Origin of the sequence: Lentzea albidocapillata, assembly GCF_000719115.1 — a bacterium.
In the GTDB taxonomy this organism is placed as follows: domain Bacteria; phylum Actinomycetota; class Actinomycetes; order Mycobacteriales; family Pseudonocardiaceae; genus Lentzea; species Lentzea albidocapillata.
In genome coordinates, this window is record NZ_JOEA01000009.1 from 18,203 (window position 1) to 36,196 (window position 17,994).

Annotated in this window: 18 protein-coding genes and 1 riboswitch; of the genes, 8 read left to right on the top strand and 10 right to left on the bottom strand. The window is 68.8% G+C overall.

Annotated features, from left to right (window positions below):
• Positions 1-20 precede the first annotated feature (20 nt).
• On the bottom strand, positions 21-920 hold the full coding sequence (locus IG04_RS0114185) for a PAC2 family protein (RefSeq protein WP_030477092.1): 900 nt from the start codon (positions 918-920) through the stop codon (positions 21-23).
• A 48-nt stretch (positions 921-968) separates the two neighbouring features.
• On the opposite strand from IG04_RS0114185, the gene metH reads away from it, so the two are divergent.
• Positions 969-4,508 (top strand): methionine synthase, encoded by a 3,540-nt coding sequence (metH, locus tag IG04_RS0114190; RefSeq protein ID WP_030477093.1) that lies wholly within the window; start codon positions 969-971, stop codon positions 4,506-4,508.
• Positions 4,501-5,157, top strand: coding sequence for an HAD family hydrolase (locus IG04_RS0114195; RefSeq protein ID WP_030477094.1), 657 nt, complete (start codon positions 4,501-4,503; stop codon positions 5,155-5,157). Before metH ends, IG04_RS0114195 begins: the two co-directional genes overlap by 8 nt.
• Here IG04_RS0114195 and IG04_RS0114200 read toward each other — a convergent pair.
• The 4 genes from IG04_RS0114200 to IG04_RS0114215 all read right to left on the bottom strand — a co-directional run bounded on the left by IG04_RS0114200 (position 5,154) and on the right by IG04_RS0114215 (position 7,619).
• On the bottom strand, positions 5,154-5,753 hold the full coding sequence (locus tag IG04_RS0114200) for an SMI1/KNR4 family protein (protein WP_144065368.1): 600 nt from the start codon (positions 5,751-5,753) through the stop codon (positions 5,154-5,156). The two genes, IG04_RS0114195 and IG04_RS0114200, sit on opposite strands and share 4 nt — an antisense overlap.
• On the bottom strand, positions 5,753-6,502 hold the full coding sequence (locus IG04_RS0114205) for a CbtA family protein (RefSeq protein WP_030477096.1): 750 nt from the start codon (positions 6,500-6,502) through the stop codon (positions 5,753-5,755). The genes IG04_RS0114200 and IG04_RS0114205 overlap by 1 nt, the downstream gene beginning before the upstream one ends.
• Positions 6,503-6,523: 21 nt before the next feature.
• On the bottom strand, positions 6,524-6,712 hold the full coding sequence (locus tag IG04_RS0114210) for a CbtB domain-containing protein (protein ID WP_030477097.1): 189 nt from the start codon (positions 6,710-6,712) through the stop codon (positions 6,524-6,526).
• A gap of 33 nt (positions 6,713-6,745) precedes the next feature.
• A riboswitch (cobalamin riboswitch) is annotated at positions 6,746-6,920 on the bottom strand.
• 48 nt (positions 6,921-6,968) lie between these two features.
• Positions 6,969-7,619: a (2Fe-2S)-binding protein gene (locus IG04_RS0114215; RefSeq protein ID WP_030477098.1), complete on the bottom strand. Its 651-nt coding sequence runs from the start codon at positions 7,617-7,619 to the stop codon at positions 6,969-6,971.
• A 107-nt stretch (positions 7,620-7,726) separates the two neighbouring features.
• Between IG04_RS0114215 and IG04_RS0114220 the strand changes: the two genes are divergently transcribed.
• The 3 genes from IG04_RS0114220 to IG04_RS0114230 are packed head-to-tail and all read left to right on the top strand — an operon-like array spanning position 7,727 to position 9,173.
• The gene (locus tag IG04_RS0114220) at positions 7,727-7,990 is read left to right on the top strand and encodes a phosphoribosyl-ATP diphosphatase (RefSeq protein WP_030477099.1); all 264 of its coding nucleotides are present in this window, start codon (positions 7,727-7,729) and stop codon (positions 7,988-7,990) included.
• A 14-nt stretch (positions 7,991-8,004) separates the two neighbouring features.
• The gene (hisG, locus tag IG04_RS0114225; RefSeq protein WP_030477100.1) at positions 8,005-8,865 is read left to right on the top strand and encodes an ATP phosphoribosyltransferase; all 861 of its coding nucleotides are present in this window, start codon (positions 8,005-8,007) and stop codon (positions 8,863-8,865) included.
• A complete protein-coding gene (locus IG04_RS0114230; RefSeq protein WP_030477101.1) occupies positions 8,862-9,173 on the top strand; it encodes an antibiotic biosynthesis monooxygenase family protein in 312 nt (103 codons plus the stop codon). The genes hisG and IG04_RS0114230 overlap by 4 nt, the downstream gene beginning before the upstream one ends.
• Here the strand turns inward: IG04_RS0114230 and IG04_RS0114235 are convergent.
• The 3 genes from IG04_RS0114235 to IG04_RS0114245 form a co-directional block, all read right to left on the bottom strand.
• Complete coding sequence (locus IG04_RS0114235; RefSeq protein WP_030477102.1) at positions 9,134-9,748, bottom strand: phosphoribosyltransferase; 615 nt, start codon at positions 9,746-9,748, stop codon at positions 9,134-9,136. The genes IG04_RS0114230 and IG04_RS0114235 overlap by 40 nt on opposite strands.
• Positions 9,749-9,834: 86 nt before the next feature.
• Positions 9,835-10,605: a thioesterase family protein gene (locus tag IG04_RS0114240; RefSeq protein WP_030477103.1), complete on the bottom strand. Its 771-nt coding sequence runs from the start codon at positions 10,603-10,605 to the stop codon at positions 9,835-9,837.
• Positions 10,605-11,450 (bottom strand): RecB family exonuclease, encoded by an 846-nt coding sequence (locus IG04_RS0114245; RefSeq protein ID WP_051769870.1) that lies wholly within the window; start codon positions 11,448-11,450, stop codon positions 10,605-10,607. The genes IG04_RS0114240 and IG04_RS0114245 overlap by 1 nt, the downstream gene beginning before the upstream one ends.
• A gap of 166 nt (positions 11,451-11,616) precedes the next feature.
• Here IG04_RS0114245 and IG04_RS0114250 point away from each other — a divergent pair, with 166 nt between their 5' ends.
• Positions 11,617-12,735 (top strand): site-2 protease family protein, encoded by a 1,119-nt coding sequence (locus IG04_RS0114250; protein ID WP_030477105.1) that lies wholly within the window; start codon positions 11,617-11,619, stop codon positions 12,733-12,735.
• Between the two features lie 12 nt (positions 12,736-12,747).
• A complete protein-coding gene (locus IG04_RS0114255) occupies positions 12,748-13,575 on the top strand; it encodes a tRNA (adenine-N1)-methyltransferase (protein WP_030477106.1) in 828 nt (275 codons plus the stop codon).
• A 222-nt stretch (positions 13,576-13,797) separates the two neighbouring features.
• Here the strand turns inward: IG04_RS0114255 and IG04_RS0114260 are convergent, their stop codons facing one another.
• Both IG04_RS0114260 and IG04_RS43955 read right to left on the bottom strand, forming a co-directional pair.
• Entirely contained in the window at positions 13,798-14,592 is a 795-nt protein-coding gene (locus IG04_RS0114260; protein ID WP_030477107.1) for a hypothetical protein, read from the bottom strand.
• Positions 14,593-14,635: 43 nt separating this feature from the next.
• The gene (locus IG04_RS43955) at positions 14,636-15,469 is read right to left on the bottom strand and encodes an Rv0361 family membrane protein (RefSeq protein WP_051769872.1); all 834 of its coding nucleotides are present in this window, start codon (positions 15,467-15,469) and stop codon (positions 14,636-14,638) included.
• A 725-nt stretch (positions 15,470-16,194) separates the two neighbouring features.
• On the opposite strand from IG04_RS43955, the gene arc reads away from it, so the two are divergent.
• A complete protein-coding gene (gene arc, locus IG04_RS0114270; RefSeq protein WP_030477109.1) occupies positions 16,195-17,994 on the top strand; it encodes a proteasome ATPase in 1,800 nt (599 codons plus the stop codon).

Genomic DNA, 17,994 nt, shown 5'->3' on the forward strand with positions numbered 1-17,994 from the left:
CGCGTGCGGCCAGAACAGGACTAGCGCGGACCGGTCGACGGCCAGCCCGGACCACGCCCGCGACGGCGCAGGTAGCGCTCGAACTCCGCGGCGATGTCGTCACCCGACGCCTCGGTGATCTGCAGCTCCGCGTCGCCGCGCTCTTCCAGGGCGCGGACGTAGTTGCGCACGTCCTCGTCCTCGTCGGCCATCTCGGTGACCGTGCGCTCCCACTCCTCGGCCTGCTCCGGCAGCGCGCCGAGCGGGACCTCGATGTCGAGCACCTCCTCGACCCGGTGCAGCAGGGCCAGCGTGGCCTTGGGAGAGGGCGGCTGCGAGACGTAGTGCGGCACGGCGGCCCAGAACGAGATCGCCGGGATGCCCGCCTGCACGCACGCGTCCTGGAACACGCCGACGATGCCGGTCGGGCCCTCGTACTTAGAGTGCTCCAGGCCGAACTTCTCGGCGGCGTCCGCGTCGTAGGCCGTGCCGGTGACCGGGACCGGGCGGGTGTGGGGCGTGTCCATGAGCAGTGCGCCCAGGGTCACCACCGTCGTCACCCCGAGGGCGTCGATGTGGCCCAGCAGTTCGGCGGCGAACTTGCGCCACCGCATGTTCGGCTCGATGCCGTGCACGAGGATGACGTCCACGTCCGAGCCGGGAGGCCTGCACACCGACAGCCGCGTCGTCGGCCAGTCGACCCTGCGGGTGACGCCGTCCACCATGCGGACGCTGGGGCGCGTCACCTGGAAGTCGTAGTAGTCGTCCGGGTCGATCTCGGCGAGCGGGGTGGCGTCCCAGGTGAGTTGGAGGTGCTCGATCGCGGTGCTGGCGGCGTCTCCGGCGTCGTTCCAGCCTTCGAACGCACAGACCATGATCGGAGCCGTGAGCGGGATGCGCGGGTTCGAGGGGGTCGGGGATTCCTGGGACGGATCGTTCACGGCGCCAGACTACGGGTTCCGCCAGTCAACTCATCGTAGGCTTGGCCCATGCGTGATCGCGGAGAGTCGCCGTTGCTGGAAGCGCTGGTGAACCGTGTTGTCGTCGCTGACGGGGCCATGGGCACGATGCTTCAGGCCGTTGACCTCTCTCTCGACGACTTCAACGGTCTTGAGGGCTGCAACGAGATCCTGAACGTCACCCGCCCGGACGTCGTCAAGGCGGTGCATCGCGGTTATCTCGAAGTCGGCTGCGATGCCGTGGAAACGAATACTTTCGGCGCGAACCTCGCGAACCTCGCCGAGTACGACATTCCGGACCAGATCTTCCACCTGTCCGAGCGGGGTGCCGCGCTGGCCAGGGAGGTGGCGGACGAGTTCGGCACGCCTGGGCAGCCCCGGTTCGTGCTCGGCTCCGTCGGTCCCGGCACCAAACTGCCGACGCTCGGTCACGCTCCTTATGCGACGTTGCGCGACGCCTACCAGGAGCAGTGCAAGGGGCTGCTCGTCGGCGGGGTGGACGCGATCATCGTCGAGACCTCGCAGGACCTGCTGCAGACCAAGGCGTCCGTCATCGGCGCCAAGCGCGCGATGACGGCCGAGGGCCGGTTCGTGCCGATCATCGCCCAGGTGACCGTGGAGACGACCGGCACGATGCTGCTCGGCTCGGAGATCGGCGCCGCGCTGACCGCGCTGGAACCGCTGGGAATCGACCTGATCGGGCTGAACTGCGCCACCGGTCCCGCCGAGATGAGCGAGCACCTGCGGACGCTCTCCAAGCACGCGCGCATCCCGTTGTCGGTGATGCCGAACGCCGGACTCCCCGAACTGGGACCCCACGGCGCGGTCTACCCGTTGTCGCCGGAGGAACTGGCGCAGGCGCTCGCGGGGTTCGTTCGTGAGTTCGGCGCGCGGCTCGTCGGCGGCTGCTGCGGCACGACATCCGAGCACCTGCGCCAGGTGGCCGACGCGGTGCGCGACCTCGGTCCGTCGTCGCGCCGGCCGCGCCCGGAGCCCGGAGTGTCCTCTCTGTACCAGGCCGTCCCGTTCAAACAGGACGCTTCGGTGCTGATGATCGGTGAGCGCACGAACGCCAACGGCTCCAAGGCGTTCCGCGAGGCGATGCTCGCCGGGAAGTGGGAGGACTGCATCGAGATCGCGCGCGACCAGACGCGCGAGGGCGCCCACCTGATCGACCTCTGCATCGACTACGTGGGCCGCGACGGCGAGGCGGACATGCGTGCGCTGGCCTCGCGGCTGGCCACCGCGTCGACGTTGCCGATCGTGCTCGACTCCACCGAACCGGGCGTGCTGCAGGCCGGTCTGGAGTGCCTCGGCGGCCGCAGCGCCGTCAACTCGGTCAACTACGAGGACGGCGACGGTCCCGACTCCCGGTTCCAGAAGATCATGCGGCTCGTCTCCGAACACGGTGCGGCGGTCGTGGCGCTCTGCATCGACGAGGAGGGCCAGGCCCGCACGGCCGAGTGGAAGGTCCGCGTCGCCGCCCGCCTGATCGAGGACCTGACGGCGAACTGGGGCATGCGGGTCAACGACATCATCGTCGACTGCCTGACGTTCCCGATCTCCACCGGCCAGGAGGAGGTGCGCCGCGACGCCCTCGAGACGATCGAGGCGATCCGCGAGCTCAAGCGCCGTTATCCGGACGTGCAAACGACTCTGGGCCTGTCGAACGTCTCCTTCGGACTCAACCCGGCCGCGCGGCAGGTGCTGAACTCCGTGTTCCTGCACGAATGCGTGCAGGCGGGCCTCGACACCGCGATCGTGCACGCGTCCAAGATCGTGCCGATGGCGCGCATTCCCGACGAGCAGCGCGCGGTGGCCCTCGACCTGGTCTACGACCGCCGCCGCGAGGGTTACGACCCGCTGCAGAAGCTCATGGAGCTGTTCGAGGGCGTCACGACGAAGTCGAACTCCGCTACCCGTGCCGAGGAACTGGCCGCGCTGCCGTTGTTCGAACGCCTGCAGCGCCGGATCGTCGACGGTGAGCGCAACGGCCTGGAAGCCGACCTGGACGCCGCACTCGACGAGCGCCCGGCGTTGCAGATCATCAACGACACGCTGCTCGCCGGCATGAAGACCGTTGGTGAACTCTTCGGTTCCGGTCAGATGCAGCTGCCGTTCGTGCTGCAGTCCGCCGAGGTGATGAAGACCGCCGTCGCGCACCTCGAACCGCACATGGAACGCTCCGACGACGGAGGCAAGGGCCGGATCGTGCTCGCCACCGTGAAGGGTGACGTCCACGACATCGGCAAGAACCTCGTCGACATCATCCTGTCCAACAACGGCTACGAGGTCGTGAACATCGGCATCAAGCAGCCGATCAACACGATCCTGGAGGCCGCGGAGGAACACCGCGCGGACGCGATCGGCATGTCCGGCCTGCTGGTCAAGTCGACCGTGATCATGAAGGAGAACCTCGAGGAGATGAACTCCCGGGGTGTCGCCGCGCGGTGGCCGGTGCTGCTGGGCGGCGCGGCGCTGACCCGCGCGTACGTCGAGAACGACCTGACGGAGATGTACTTCGGCGACGTCCGCTACGCCCGCGACGCCTTCGAGGGCCTGCGGCTGATGGACGCGATCATGGCGGCCAAGCGCGGCGGGACCCCGATGGTGGACTCCGAGGCCCAGGCGAAAGTTCTGGAACGCAAAGCCCGCCGCGAACGGTCGCTGCGCATCGCGGCGGCCCGCAAAGCCGCTGCGGGGGAAGAAGAAGCCGTGTCCGGCCGCTCCGACGTGGCGACCGACAACCCGATCCCGGCGCCGCCGTTCTGGGGCAGCCGGGTCGTGAAGGGCATCCCGGTCGCGGACTATTCGGCGTTGCTGGACGAGCGTGCGACGTTCATGGGCCAGTGGGGCCTGAAGGGCACGCGCGGAGGCGGCCCGACCTACGAGGAGCTGGTCGAGACCGAGGGCCGCCCGCGCCTGCGCTACTGGATGGAACGTCTTGCCACCGAAGGTGTTCTTGCCCACGCCGCCCTCGTCTACGGCTACTTCCCGTGCGTCTCCGATGGCGACGATCTGGTGATTCTGACGGAGCGGTCGGTGGACGCCGCCGAGCGCTTCCGGTTCACTTTTCCGCGCCAGAAAAGGGATCGCCGCCTCTGCCTGTCGGACTTCTGGCGTTCGAAGGAGTCCGGCGAGGTCGACGTGATCGCGTTCCACCTCGTGACGATGGGCCAGCCGATCGCCGGCTACGCGAACGAACTGTTCGGCAAGAACGCGTATCGTGAGTACCTGGAAGTCCACGGACTGGGGGTCCAGCTCACCGAGGCGCTGGCCGAGTACTGGCACAAGCGGGTCCGCGAGGAACTCGTGTGGCCGACGGGCGGCACTGTCGCCGCCGAGGACCCGGCCGACGTCGAGGAGTACTTCAAACTCGGCTACCGGGGTGCGCGTTACTCGTTCGGCTACGGCGCCTGCCCCGAGATGGAAGACCGCCGGCGCATCGTCGAGCTCCTGGAGCCGTCGCGCATCGGGGTCTCGCTGTCCGAGGAACTCCAGCTACACCCGGAACAGTCCACCGACGCCTTCGTGGCGCACCATCCGGAGGCGAAGTACTTCAATGTCTGACCTGCGAGCAGTGCTGTGGGACATGGACGGCACGCTGCTGGACTCCGAGAAGCTGTGGGACATCCCGCTCTACGAGTACGCGGAGAAGCTCGGCGGGATTCTGTCGCCGGAGACCCGCGAACGCATGGTCGGCAGCAACGTGCCCACCACGATGCGCCTGCTGTTCGCCGACGTCGGCATCGAGCCCACCGAGGCCGACATGGCCGACGGCGCCGCGTGGATCTCCCGCCGCACCGAGGAGGTCTTCCGCGCCGGCCTGCCGTGGCGTCCGGGTGCCCAGGAAGCCCTGCGGGCCGTGCGCGAGTCGGGTGTGCCGATGGCGTTGGTGACGTCGACCGAGCGCTCGCTGACCGAGGTCGCGCTGGACACGATCGGGCGGGACCTGTTCGACGTGACCGTGTGCGGCGACGAGGTGGACGGGCTGAACAAGCCGCTGCCCGAGCCGTACCTGAAGGCGGCCCGGCTGCTGGGCGTGGACCCGGTGCGGTGCGTGGCGGTCGAGGACTCGCCCACCGGGGTGGCCGCTGCCGTGGCCGCTGGGTGCACCGTGCTGGTCGTGCCGTGTGACGTCGAGGTGGAGGCGGGGGAGCGGCGGATCCTCCGCGACTCGCTCGTGGGCGTCGATCTGGACGTGCTGAAGGCGCTCTAGGCTCGCACCGGCTGCCAGCTCAGCATGCCGTCACGCACCTCGGGCACGTAGACGGAGACCTTGAAGAACTTGGCTCTGGCGGCTTTCGCGTGCTCCTGAAGCACTGGTTCACCTGTTTCCAGCGAGCGCGCGATATCGGTGAGCATCGAGTCGAGGCTTGGCCACAGTGTCGGCAGGCGGCTTCCTTCGTCGACGTCCCACTCCCGGATGCAGCCTGACGCACGGCCTTGTCGTTCATCGACGAAAACATAGTCGCCCATGCCGTCCGCGGCGACAGGGACGAACTCTCCGAGGAAGATCCCGGACGTGGTGCCCGCGGGTTCCGCCTCGACCTGGAATCGAGTGGTCTTGCGGATGCGTTCCCGATTCGAGTTCTCCGAGGACAGTGGGGTGTACGCCGTGGGGATCAGATTGCCTGCTCCGGCCAGATGCCAGAATCCATCTGCGTCCGGTGCTGCGGTGATCTGGTCGAAGGTGCGAGGAGCGTTGTCGCGCAACCAGTTGTGGATCCGTTCCCACCACTGAAGACCGCTCTCCGTCATGTCGTCATCATGCCGAACCATGGGGTGGCCGCTGGTGCGGCCACCCCACATCATCAGGCGACTGCGGCCTTCTCGGTGGCCTTGCGGGTGGCCGGGTCGATCAGCAGGCCGAACACCACGCCGATGCCGACGTAGAGCGTGGCGAGCTGGGCGAGCGAGCTGAGGCGGAACTGCCACAGCACGTTCACCGGCATGTCCGCGGGAATCGTGTCCGGCGGCGCGGGGAACGCCAGCAGCACCACCGCGACGGCCGCGGCCACCGCGAGCAGCACCGCGGTGACCCGCACCGGCTGCGGCTGAGCGCGTAGCCGCTCGGCGAGCCGGCTGGCGGCCCACACGATCACCAGACCGGCCACCACCACACCGAGGTAGAGCGCGGTCCGGTAGTTCACCGTCTCCGGGTCGCCCACTGCGGGCGGGTTGGCGGGGTACTTGAGCCACGGCAGCAGCGCCACGGCACCGAACACGGCGGCACCGAAGGCGAAGCTGCGGCTGAACGGCGTGCTGCCGGTGAACCAGCGCTTCGACAGCGCGTAGGCCGTGGCGAACACCAGGCCCACCGCGATGCCGACGATCACCACGCCGAGCATGCCGCCCACGACCTGGGCGCCGCGGCTGACCAGTTCTTCCCCGCCACCGTGCGAGTGGCCGGCTTCCTCACCGGCGGGTGCCCGGGCCTCTTCGACCGCGAGCGCGGCACGAATCGGGATCTCGGTCACCAGGAGCTGCACCAGCGCGGACGCGACACCGGCGATGCCGCCGGCCGCGACTCCGCGCAGCGCAAGAGACTTGTACGTCGTCATCTGCTTGATCGGTGGATCTGATCAGTGGCAGGGGACGCCGAGGGCGTGGCGGCCGTCGTGGAAGAACTCGTGCAGCAACTCGGAACTCGCGCCGAGCGCGAGGCCGTTCTCCTGCAGGACCAGGTAGGTGACGATCAGGCCGAGCACTGAGACGGCGAAGGCCCATTTGGGCACGCGGACGGCGGACAGGTTTGCTGCGGGGCTCGTCATGACGGGCTCCTCCATACCTCGTGGAAGGTCAACTCTCCTTGCGGCGCCGCAGCCGGTCTCCTGACTTCCGGATCAACGCTGCCCCCGCGTCTTCCCAGTCCCGGCGGGGACCAGTGACGTGCTCGGCGGGGATCGCTTCCCGGTCACAGTGGCGAGGACCGCGCCGGATTCTCACCGGCTTCCCGTCACTGCGGCGCGTGCACCGTAAGTTGAGCGGCCCGATAAGCACAACCGGCCATAAGAGTTGTTGTGTTCCTTACTTCACGAGTGGACAGTCACCACACTTCCCACCTGCGGCGACGCGGTAGTAGAGACAACACGACCGACGAAGGAACGTGACCTCGCCGGGGAAAGTCAGGAATTCTCCGGCCTGTTCGAACGGCGGTGCGCTCATGAGCTGTTCGCCCCGTTCTTCCGCTTCCTCGGCGGTGAGCATGCGTGCGCGCACAACCATTTTCAGCGCGCCGGCGATGTTCGACATCGCGTTGCCCCACAGCAGTCCGCGTGCCACCGGGGTGACCTGCTGGATCGCTTCCACCACCGGTTCGAGCGCTTCCGCGGCCTCCGGGCCCAGTCGCGGCTGGTCGATGCGGACGCTCAGGCCGTTCGCCGGGTGGTGCTGCCACCACAGGTTCTCCGGGCGGATGTCGATCGGGATGTTCGCGGCCGTGAGCGGGCTGAGTAGCCGTGCCGTGTAGCTGAGGAAGAACAGGCTCGCCGCGACGCGTGGTTCGTCGGCTTTGTACCGGTTCGCGATGGCGTCGATCGTGGCCTTGAGCGCCGGGCCCTCCAGCAATGCGGTTCCCGGCAACCAGGAATCGTCGGGGCGGCCCACGTCGAGCGCGAAGAAGGGGTTGATTCCGCGCACCCGGCGGAGTGCTTCGAGGACCTCGGCGAACTCGGACACGAAGTTCACGCTACCGGGTGTCTATGCAGGACAGATCACGTCCACCGCCTGGGACAGATGCGACCGCGGTGTGGACTGGGGGCGCCGGGATGGGAGGATGTCGTGCCGTGAAGACCTTCGATTCCCTGTTCGCTGAACTGACCGAACGAGCCGCCATCAGGCCGGAGCATTCCGGCACCGTCGCTGCGCTCGAGGCCGGGGTCCATGCGCAGGGAAAGAAGGTCCTGGAGGAGGCGGGCGAAGTCTGGATCGCCGCCGAGTACGAGTCCGACGAGAAGCTCTCCGAGGAGATCTCGCAGCTGCTCTATCGCCTCCAGGTGCTCATGCTGGGCCGTGGCCTCACCCTCGAAGACGTCTACAAGTACCTCTGACGGAAGACTTCCACATGCTGCGCGTTGCAGTCCCGAACAAGGGCGCGCTCGCTGAACGCGCCTCCGCCATGCTCACCGAGGCCGGCTACCGGCAGCGGCACGAGCCGCGCGACCTGACGGTGCTCGACAACAACAACGAGGTCGAGTTCTTCTTCCTGCGTCCCAAGGACATCGCGATCTACGTGGCGTCCGGCGACCTCGACCTCGGCATCACCGGCCGGGACCTGGCCGCCGACTCGGGCGCCGACGACAACGGCTCCTCCGTCGAGGAGCTGCTGGCGCTGGGCTTCGGCTCGTCGACCTTCCGCTACGCCGGGCCTCGCGGCACCGACTGGAAGGTCTCCGATCTCGAAGGCAAGCGCCTCGCCACCGCGTACCCGAAGCTCGTGGGCCGCGACCTCAGGGCCCGTGGCATCACCGCCCAGGTGATCCGTCTCGACGGCGCCGTGGAGATCTCGATCCAGCTGGGCGTGGCCGACCTGATCGCCGACGTCGTGGGCTCGGGCCGGACTCTCAAGCAGCACGACCTGGTGCCGTTCGGTGACCCGATCTGCGAGTCCGAGGCGATCCTGATCCACCGCAACGGCTCAGAGGTCACCGCGGCGAAGAAGCAGCTGACGGCCCGCATCCAGGGCGTCGTGTTCGCGCAGCAGTACCTGATGCTCGACTACGACTGCCCCCGTTCGCTGCTCGACGACGCGATCGCGCTGACCCCGGGCCTGGAGTCACCGACCGTCGCGCCGCTGGCCAACCCGGACTGGGCGGCCGTGCGGGCGATGGTGTCGCGCAAGGAGGCGAACAAGGTGATGGACGAGCTGGCCGCGATCGGTGCCAAGGCCGTGCTGGCCTCGGACATCAGGTTCTGCCGGCTGTGATCACCGAGCACGCCCTGCTGGACGTGCTGCCGGGTAGTGCCGAGGAGTTCGAGTGGGCGTTCGGCGAGGCGCGGGAGCTGATCTCCGCCTCGCCGGGCTTCCGCGGCCTCGAACTGCTGCGATGCCTGGAGACGCCGTCGCGCTACCTGCTGCTCGTGCGCTGGGACACGGTCGAATCGCACACCGTGGGTTTCCGGCAGGGACCAACATATGAGCGGTGGTCGGCCTTGCTGCACCGCTTCTACTCGCCGTTCCCCGAGGTGTCGCACTACGAGAGCGCGTTGAGCACCTCTTCGTCCGTGGTCTGATCGAAGCTCTCGTACCAGCGGCTCACGGCCTGGAAGTGCGCCGGTGTGAGGACGGCGATCACTCTCGTCGTGAAGCTCTTGAGGGACTCTCTCGCGGCGACCGGGACGGCCAGGGTGACGCTTCTCGGTTCGCGTCTGGCGATCCAGTGGAGTGCTGCTCTGGCGGTGACGCCGGTGGCCAGGCCGTCGTCCACGAGGATCACGTCGCGGTCCCTGATGACGAGCGGTTTGTCGCCGCGGTAGAGGACCGTGCGCCGTTGGGCTTCGGCGCGTTCTTCGTCGCAGGTGCGGCCCAGTTGCTCTTCGGTGAGGTTCAGGGCCCTGAGCGCTCTCGGGTCGTAGATGGGTTCGCTGTCCGCGGTGACGGCGCCTACGCCGTACTCGGGGTGACCCGGGGCGCCGATCTTGCGCGCCACTACGACGTCCAGTTCGGCGTTGAGATGTTGTGCAATCTCTTTGGCCACCGGGACGCCGCCTCTCGGGAGGCCGAGGACCAGCGGGTCGTGCCACGGGAGGTCCGCGAGTCGCGCGGCGAGGGCGCGGCCCGCTTCCTGCCGGTTCGCGAACCTCTTCACAGTCCCGCTGACGCTACGCCCCTCCCCGCTCAGTCGAACAGGCCGATGATGTCGGTGGTCATCGGGATGAAGGGGGACTGTGGGTCTCAGCGTTCGCGGACGAACAGCGCCTGCGCCGTCGTGCCCACCGGCCCGGCCACGTCGTGCACCACGCTGGTCGCGAGCCCGACGCCGTCCGGCCCGATGGTCGTCCGCGCGTCCATCCCGACCCACTCGCCGACGGGGCGGCGGTGCAGGTGGACGGTCAGGTCGGTGTTGATGGCGTACCACTTGCGAATGTCCACACGGGACGAGACACCGCTCGCCGAGTCGACCACGGCGAACAGCAGTTCCTCCGGTGACGGCTCGGAACCCTCGACCACGGCCACGCGCGGGCGGGCCCACACCCGGGCATCGCCCGGCGTGAAGATGCCGCCCGACACGGAAAGCCACTCGACGGCGGCCAGGTAACCGCCGCCCCAGTGTTCGGGGATCTCCATCGGCACGGCGGACTCGGGCGGTGCCAGCGCGGGAACCTCGCCGCCTGCCACGGAAGCCGTGTCCGAGGTGACGATGCGCCACGCTCGCGCCGTGAGCACGGTGCGGCCTTCGTGGGACAGCGAAGCCGCCAGCAGCTCGACCGAGCGGCCGGGGCGTTCGACCGAGGTGGACACCGTGAGGTCGGCCACCGGGACCGGGCCGAGCACCTCGAACGTGACGCGCGCCAAGGCCGACGACGGGTTGTCCAGCGCCAGCAACGACCGCACCAGCAACGCCGAGGGCGGGCCGAGGTGCTGGCTGTCCGGGCCCCACGGGCCGACGGTGTGCTCGGTGGAGCGGAACGTGTCGCCGCCCAGCGGCAGGTAGAAGGCAGGCATCAGTCGCGGTCCTGGAGGGTCTCGGTGTCGTCCGGCTCCGGCCAGCCAGGGTAGGGCGGCGGGGTGCCGTCGAACGCCGGGCAGAAGGCCTTGTGGTCGCAGTAGTCGCACAGGCGGCTGGGGTTGGGGCGGAAGTCGCCCGTCGGCGCGGCCCGCATGATGGCCTGCCAGATCGCGTCGAGCGTGCGCTCGAAGCGGGCCAGCTCCGACTCGTCCGGCGTGTAGGCGAGGGCCTGGCGGTCGGCGAGGTACATCAGGCGCAGCTGGCGGGGGACGACGCCGCGCAGCTTCCACAGCACCAGGGCGTAGAACTTCATCTGGAACAACGCCTTCGCCTCGCCCACCTGGCGGGGCGCGGCGCCGGTCTTGTAGTCCACGACGCGGATTTCACCCGTCGGGGCCACGTCGACCCGGTCGATGTAGCCGCGCAGCAGCACACCGGACGGCAGCTCGGACTCCACCAGCAGCTCGCGCGACTCCGGCTCCAGGCGCCGCGGGTCCTCCAGGCCGAAGTAGCCGTCGAGCAGCTTCGTGGCCGACGCCAGCCACTCCGCCTCCTCCTCGCTGCCCTCGACCTCGAACAGCGTCGCGAACTCCGGGCGCTCGGCCTTCACCCGCTCCCAGGCCGGCGTGATCATCGAACGCGCGCGATCGGGCACCCGCTCGGCCGCGGGCAGTGCGAACAGGTCCTCCAGCACCGCGTGCACCACCGTGCCGCGCACCTGCGCCTTCGTCGGCCTCTCCGGCAGCCGGTCGACCGCGCGGAACCGGTAGAGCAGCGGGCACTGCTTGAAGTCCCCTGCCCGGGAAGGCGAGAGCGCGGGCCTGCGCAACGTGGTGCTCATGGTTCGCACCCTAGGACAGGGGTCTGACAATCCTGGGAGCGCCACCTGGATACCGCCCGCCCGAAGCCGGTGAGGGCGGGTCCTGAAGACGTGCGCGGGAAGCACCACCACCTCAGGCGATTCACACCGAACCGCGAGATCACACCACCCCCTCTACAGTGCTTCCGTGGCCGCGCGGATCAGTGATCGAGTGGGCGGCCTGCTGCTGTTCCGGGTGGCGGGCATCCCGGTGTTGCTCGCGCCGTCGTGGTGGATCGGCTCGGCGATCGTGGTGGCGTTCTACGCCCCGTTCGTCGACGACCTCGCTCCCGGCACGGCGCCGGGCGTCGGGCTGCTGATGGCGGTGCTGCTCGCACTCTTCCTCGGGATGTCGGTGCTCGCGCACGAGCTCGGTCACTGCGTCGTGGCGCTGCGGCTCGGCCTGCCGGTCAGGCGACTGCACCTGTTCCTGCTGGGCGGGTCCACCGAGATCATGCGCACACCCGGCAAACCCGGCCACGAGGGTGCGGTCGCGGGCGCCGGTCCGGCCGTGTCCGTCGTGCTGGCGATCATGTTCGGCATCGGCGCGATGGTCATGAACCAGGACGGTGTCGTGTGGGTGCTGGTCTTCCAGCTCGCCGCCGCGAACGCCGCCGTCGCCGTCTTCAACCTCCTGCCCGGCCTGCCGCTGGACGGCGGCCGGATCGTCAGGGCCGGCGTGTGGGCCATGACCGGGCAACGGGCGACGGGCACGCGTGTCGCCGTGGTCGGTGGTATCGCCGTGGCCATCGCACTGGTGGCGTGGGCGCTGTACGGCGTCGCGGAAGGCGCGGAAGACCGTTGGCTGCGCTTCGGCGTGTGCGTGCTGACGGCGTGGGGTGTCGTCGTCGGCGCGAGGAGCGAACTCGCCAGCGAACGCCGTCGCACCTGGCCCGCCGGTCTGACCCTCGCCGACCTGATCCGCCCGGTGCTCCAGCTGCCGGCGGAGAGTCCCGTCGCGGACGCGCTGAGCACCTCGGCCGGGCGCGGTGTGGTGCTGGTGCGGGCGGACGGCGTCGCGGCCGGCCTGCTCGACACCGTGGCGGCCGAAAAGCTCGCGGCGGCAAGCCCTTTCGCGCCCGCGGAGCAGGCGGCCGAGCCGATCCTGCCCGAGACCGTGCTGCTCGCCGACGAGCCCGGCGAGGAGATCGTCGAACGCGTCCAGGGCACCGCCGCGTGGCAGTTCCTCGTCGTCGACCTGGAGGGCCGTCCGGCGGGTGTGCTGCACAGGGAGGACCTGCGTGCGGCCATTGAGAAGGGCGTTTGACACCATTGCGCGGTGATTAGCGCAAGTGGACCGTTCCAGCCGGGTGACCGGGTTCAGCTCACCGACCCCAAGGGACGGCACTACACCGTCGTTCTGGAGCCCGGCAAGGAGTACCACACCCACCGCGGCGCCATCCCGCACGACCTGCTCCTCGGGCAGCCCGAGGGGTCCGTCGTGCAGTCGGTGGGCGGCACGACCTTCCTGGCGCTGCGCCCGCTGCTGCCGGACTACGTGCTGTCGATGCCGCGCGGCGCGCAGGTGATCTACCCGAAGGACGCCGCGCAGATCTGCATGTATGGCGACATCTTCCCGGGCGCGCGCGTTCTGGAGGCAGGGGCGGGCTCCGGCGCGTTGTCGTGCTCGCTGCTGCGCGCGGTGGGGGAGAAGGGCAGCGTCCAGTCCTACGAGGTGCGCGACGACCACGCGGTCCACGCCATCCGCAACGTGGAGACGTTCTTCGGCGAGCGCCCCGGCAACTGGTCGATCACCGTCGACGACGTGAAGAACCACGAGGGCGAGGTTGACCGGGTCATCCTCGACATGCTCTCGCCGTGGGAGGTCCTGCCCACGATCGCGAAGAACCTCATCCCCGGCGGCGTCCTGGTCGTCTACGTCGCCACGACGACGCAGCTCTCCGTGGTCACCGAGGCGCTGCGGGAGATGACGTGCTTCACCGAGCCCCACGCGTGGGAGACGCTCGTCCGCCCGTGGCACGTCGTCGGACTCGCCGTGCGGCCGGAGCACCGGATGATCGGGCACACCGCGTTCCTGCTGACCACGCGCCGGCTCGCGGAGGGCGTCACGGCGCCCAGGCCGCAGCGCCGCCCCAGCAAGGGCTGACCTCGCGACGCCGAGGGCCCCGCACTTCACCGAAGTGCGGGGCCCTCGTGCGTCAGGCTAGTGCCGTGACCGGCAGCCTTTGCCCCGTATTTCGGTGGTCAGACGGGTGCATCGTGGTGCCGGCCCCACGTCCTCATCCTGGTTGGATTCGGGCGTGGGGCCGGTGCCGCGAGGCGCCCTGCTGAGCGCCGGAAGACGCGGCGAAGGTTGCCGGTCACGGCACTAGTTGCTCTCGAGCTTCTCGATGCCGCAGACCTTCCAGTCGCCACTCTCTTTGAGCAGCTTGTAGATGATGGAGCCCGACGCGACCTTGCCCGGGTTGTTCGGGTCCTGGAGCCCGGTGAGGCTCTGCCTGAACGTGCCGGTGCTGCCCGACGTCCTGACCTCCGACACGGTGGCCTTCACGCTCGGGTTCGGTGCGGCGGTCTGGGGCTTCAGCTTGGGGAACTCCGCCGAGCACACGAGGTCCTTGACGTCGTTCGGGGTGCTGTTGCCCGCGCGAGCGCCCTTGATGATCCTGTCGGTGAACTCCTTCGCGACGTCCTCGGCGTCGCTGTCACCGCCGCTCGACGAGCTCTTCGACGACGGCGTGGTCGGCTTCGAGGAGCTGCCGCCCGTCGGCTCCGTGTTCGTGCTCGTGTTCGTCGCCGCGGTGTTGTCGCCGCCGCCCGAGTCGCCGGAGAGCAGGACCGCGGCCGTGATGCCACCGCCGACGAGCACCAGCACGCCGACGACGACGCCGATGATCAGGCCGGTGTTGCTCTTCTTGGGCGGCGGACCGCCGAACCCGCCGGGCTGGCCGAACGGCTGCTGGCCGTAGGGACCGGGCTGGCCCTGCTGCTGGCCGTACTGACCGGGTTGCTGCCCGTAGCCGGGTGGCGGCTGCTGGCCGTACTGGCCAGGCTGCTGCGGCTGCCCCGGCTGTTGTCCGTACCCCGGTTGCGGCTGCTGGCCGTAACCGGGTTGCTGCGGCGGCTGCTGCCCGTAGGGGCCCGGCTGCTGCGGCGGGTAGGTCATGGAGTTCCCCCGAAGTGGATGAAGCGGACCGGCCGGCTGACGACTACCTGGTCGTCGGGATCTTGATGTCCTTGGCCAGCGTGCAGACCTTCCAGTCGCCCGACTCCTTCTTGAACTTCAGCTCGGAGTCGATGGTCTGGGTCGTGCCACCGTAACTACCGCTGATGGTGAGCTTGACGGTCGCCTCGTTACCGGAGACGGTCGCGCCCTTGTACGTCATCTTCGGCACCGGCATCTTCTTGGCCTCCTCGGCCAGCTTCCGCTGCTCGGGGGTCAGCTTCTTCTCGAGCTCGGCAGCCTCGTCGAGCATGGCCTTGCAGGCCATCGACTTGGCCTTGCTCTCGTTCTTCGAGCTCACGACGGAGATGTACTCCTCGACGGCCTTCTTCACGTCGGCCTCGGCTCCACCGCTGCTGCCGCTGTCAGTCGAACCCGAGTCCGGCGACGAACTGCTGGAGCTGCTGGAGCTGTTGGCGGTGAGCATGACGGCCGCCGTGATGCCGCCGCCGAGGAGCACCAGCACGCCGACGACGACGCCGACGATCAGGCCGGTGTTGCTCTTCTTGGGCGGAGGGCCGCCGAACCCGCCGGGCTGGCCGTACGGCTGCTGACCGTAGGGCTGCTGGCCGTACTGGCCCTGCTGCTGGAACCCGCCGCTCGGCGGTCCCTGCTGGCCGAACGGGTCCTGCTGCGGCTGGCCGTACTGGCCGGGCTGCTGCCCGTACCCCGGTGGCGGCTGCTGGCCGTATCCGGGCTGCTGCGGCTGGCCGTAACCCGGCTGGCCCTGACCCGGCTGCTGCGGCGGCTGCTGCCCGTAGGGCCCACCGGGCTGCGGCTGCTGCCCGTAGGGACCGGGCTGCTGCGGCGGGTAGGTCATCGAAACTCCCCCGATGTGGATGAGGTGATCTTCTGCTGGACATTGTGGTGCTTCGCCCGGTAACCCGCGGGCGAATGAGATCTATCGACACGCACGAGTGGTTATGCACACGGTCTGAAGTGGCGCTGGAGTCGCGTTCCGGCCGCGCGAAGGTCGTGTCTGATAACGATTGTGGCAACTCCACCGGGAATCGAGTGCGATGCACTGCGCTGTCGGGGTGGTGCGCCGGTCGCGTCGGTGGGACCACCCGGTTGGCGGCACGCCGGCCGGTCGCAACGGAGTCCCGCTCGCGCGGGTCCTCCGATGGGCACGAACGGGGTGGGTTGCGGTGCGTGACCGCCGAACGGATCAACGACTGGTCCACCTGGTGGGACGATGGCGGATCGCCGCCCGTCGCCGGGTCGCGAGCCGTACCAGGCGTGTCCATTGTCGTCCGAGGGGGGTCGCGGACCGTAGGGACCGGGCCGCCGCCCTGGTGCTCCCATGACCCTCTCCTCGGGCTTCTCGCAGGTCGTCTGGCGTGTCGAGACACGAAACGCCGGTCGTGGTTTCTGGGACGCACCGTAGCGGGTAGGCGGTCGAACCGGACACCGAGATGGAGCAGTTGACCTCTGTTGGAGGCCTCACCGTTGCACCACACGAGCGAAGATGATGTTGTGAGTACCCCATTTTGTCGGTGATCGCCGGTACCGTAATCGGTACGAACACGGGAGGAGGGTGCCGACATGCAGCACGGTCATCCCGGCAGCCAACCCGATGAGGGTGGCGAGCTGAACCAAGGCAACAATTCTGCTGAGCTGACTGCGCAGATCAGGTTCCTCGAGGACGAGATCGCGTCGTTGCGTCGCAAGCTGACCGAGTCGCCGCGGCACACGCGGTTGCTCGAGCAGCGCTTGGCTGAGGCGACAGAGCGCGTCAGCCAGCTGACCGAGCGAAACACGAAGCTCATAGACACCCTCCGCGAAGCACGAAGTCAACTGCTCGCGCTGCGTGAGGAAGTCGACCGGCTGGCGCAACCGCCCAGTGGGTACGGCGTCTTCATGGCACGTTTCGACGACGGGACCGTGGACGTCTTCACGTCCGGCCGCAGGATGCGCGTAGCCGTGTCCCCCGCGGTCGAGCCGGAGAAGATCGCCTACGGCCAGTCCGTGCGTCTCAACGAGGCGCTGACGGTCGTCGAGGCCGGCGGGTTCGAGCGTTCCGGCGAGGTCTGCTCTCTGCGGGAGGTGCTGACCGACGACGACGGTCTGGACACCATTTCCCGCGCGCTGGTCGTCGGCCACGCGGACGAGGAGAGGGTGGTCTGGCTCGCGCAGCCGCTGCTCGACTCGCCGCTGAAGCCCGGCGACTCGCTGCTGGTCGACTCGAAGGCGGGTTTCGCCTACGAACGGGTCCCCAAGGCCGAGGTCGAGGACCTCGTGCTCGAGGAGGTCCCGGACATCGACTACAGCGACATCGGTGGCCTCTCCAGGCAGATCGAGCAGATCCGCGACGCCGTGGAGCTGCCGTTCCTGCACGCCGACCTGTTCCGCGAGTACGAGCTGCGCCCGCCCAAGGGCGTGCTGCTCTACGGCCCTCCCGGTTGCGGCAAGACGCTCATCGCCAAGGCGGTGGCGAACTCCCTGGCCAAGAAGGTGCGGGAGATCCGCGGCGAGACCGACAAGCAGGCCAAGTCCTACTTCCTCAACATCAAGGGCCCCGAGCTCCTCAACAAGTTCGTCGGTGAGACCGAGCGGCACATCCGCCTGATCTTCCAGCGGGCTCGCGAGAAGGCGTCCGACGGCACCCCCGTGATCGTGTTCTTCGACGAGATGGACTCGATCTTCCGCACCCGTGGTTCGGGTGTGTCGTCCGACGTCGAGACGACGATCGTGCCCCAGCTCCTCGCCGAGATCGACGGCGTCGAGGGCCTGGAGAACGTCATCGTCATCGGCGCCTCCAACCGCGAGGACATGATCGACCCGGCGATCCTCCGCCCCGGCCGACTCGACGTGAAGATCAAGATCGAGCGACCGGACGCCGAGGGCGCGAAGGACATCTTCAACAAGTACCTGACGCCCAACCTCCCGCTGCACGCCGACGACCTCGCCGAGTTCGGCGGGGACCCGAAGGCCTGCATCGAGGGCATGGTGCAGCACACCGTGGAGCGCATGTACGAGGAGTCCGAGGACAACCGGTTCCTGGAGGTCACCTACGCCAACGGTGACAAGGAGGTCCTGTACTTCCGGGACTTCAACTCCGGGGCCATGATCCAGAACATCGTCGACAGGGCGAAGAAGGCGGCGATCAAGTCGCTGCTGGACACCAAGCAGCCCGGACTCTCCGTCCGGCACCTGCAGGGCGCCATTCTCGACGAGTTCGCCGAGAACGAGGACCTGCCGAACACGACGAACCCGGACGACTGGGCTCGCATCTCGGGCAAGAAGGGCGAGCGGATCGTCTACATCCGCACGCTCGTCACCGGGAAGAACCAGGACGCCGGCCGCGCGATCGACACGGCCGCGAACACCGGCACGTACCTGTAG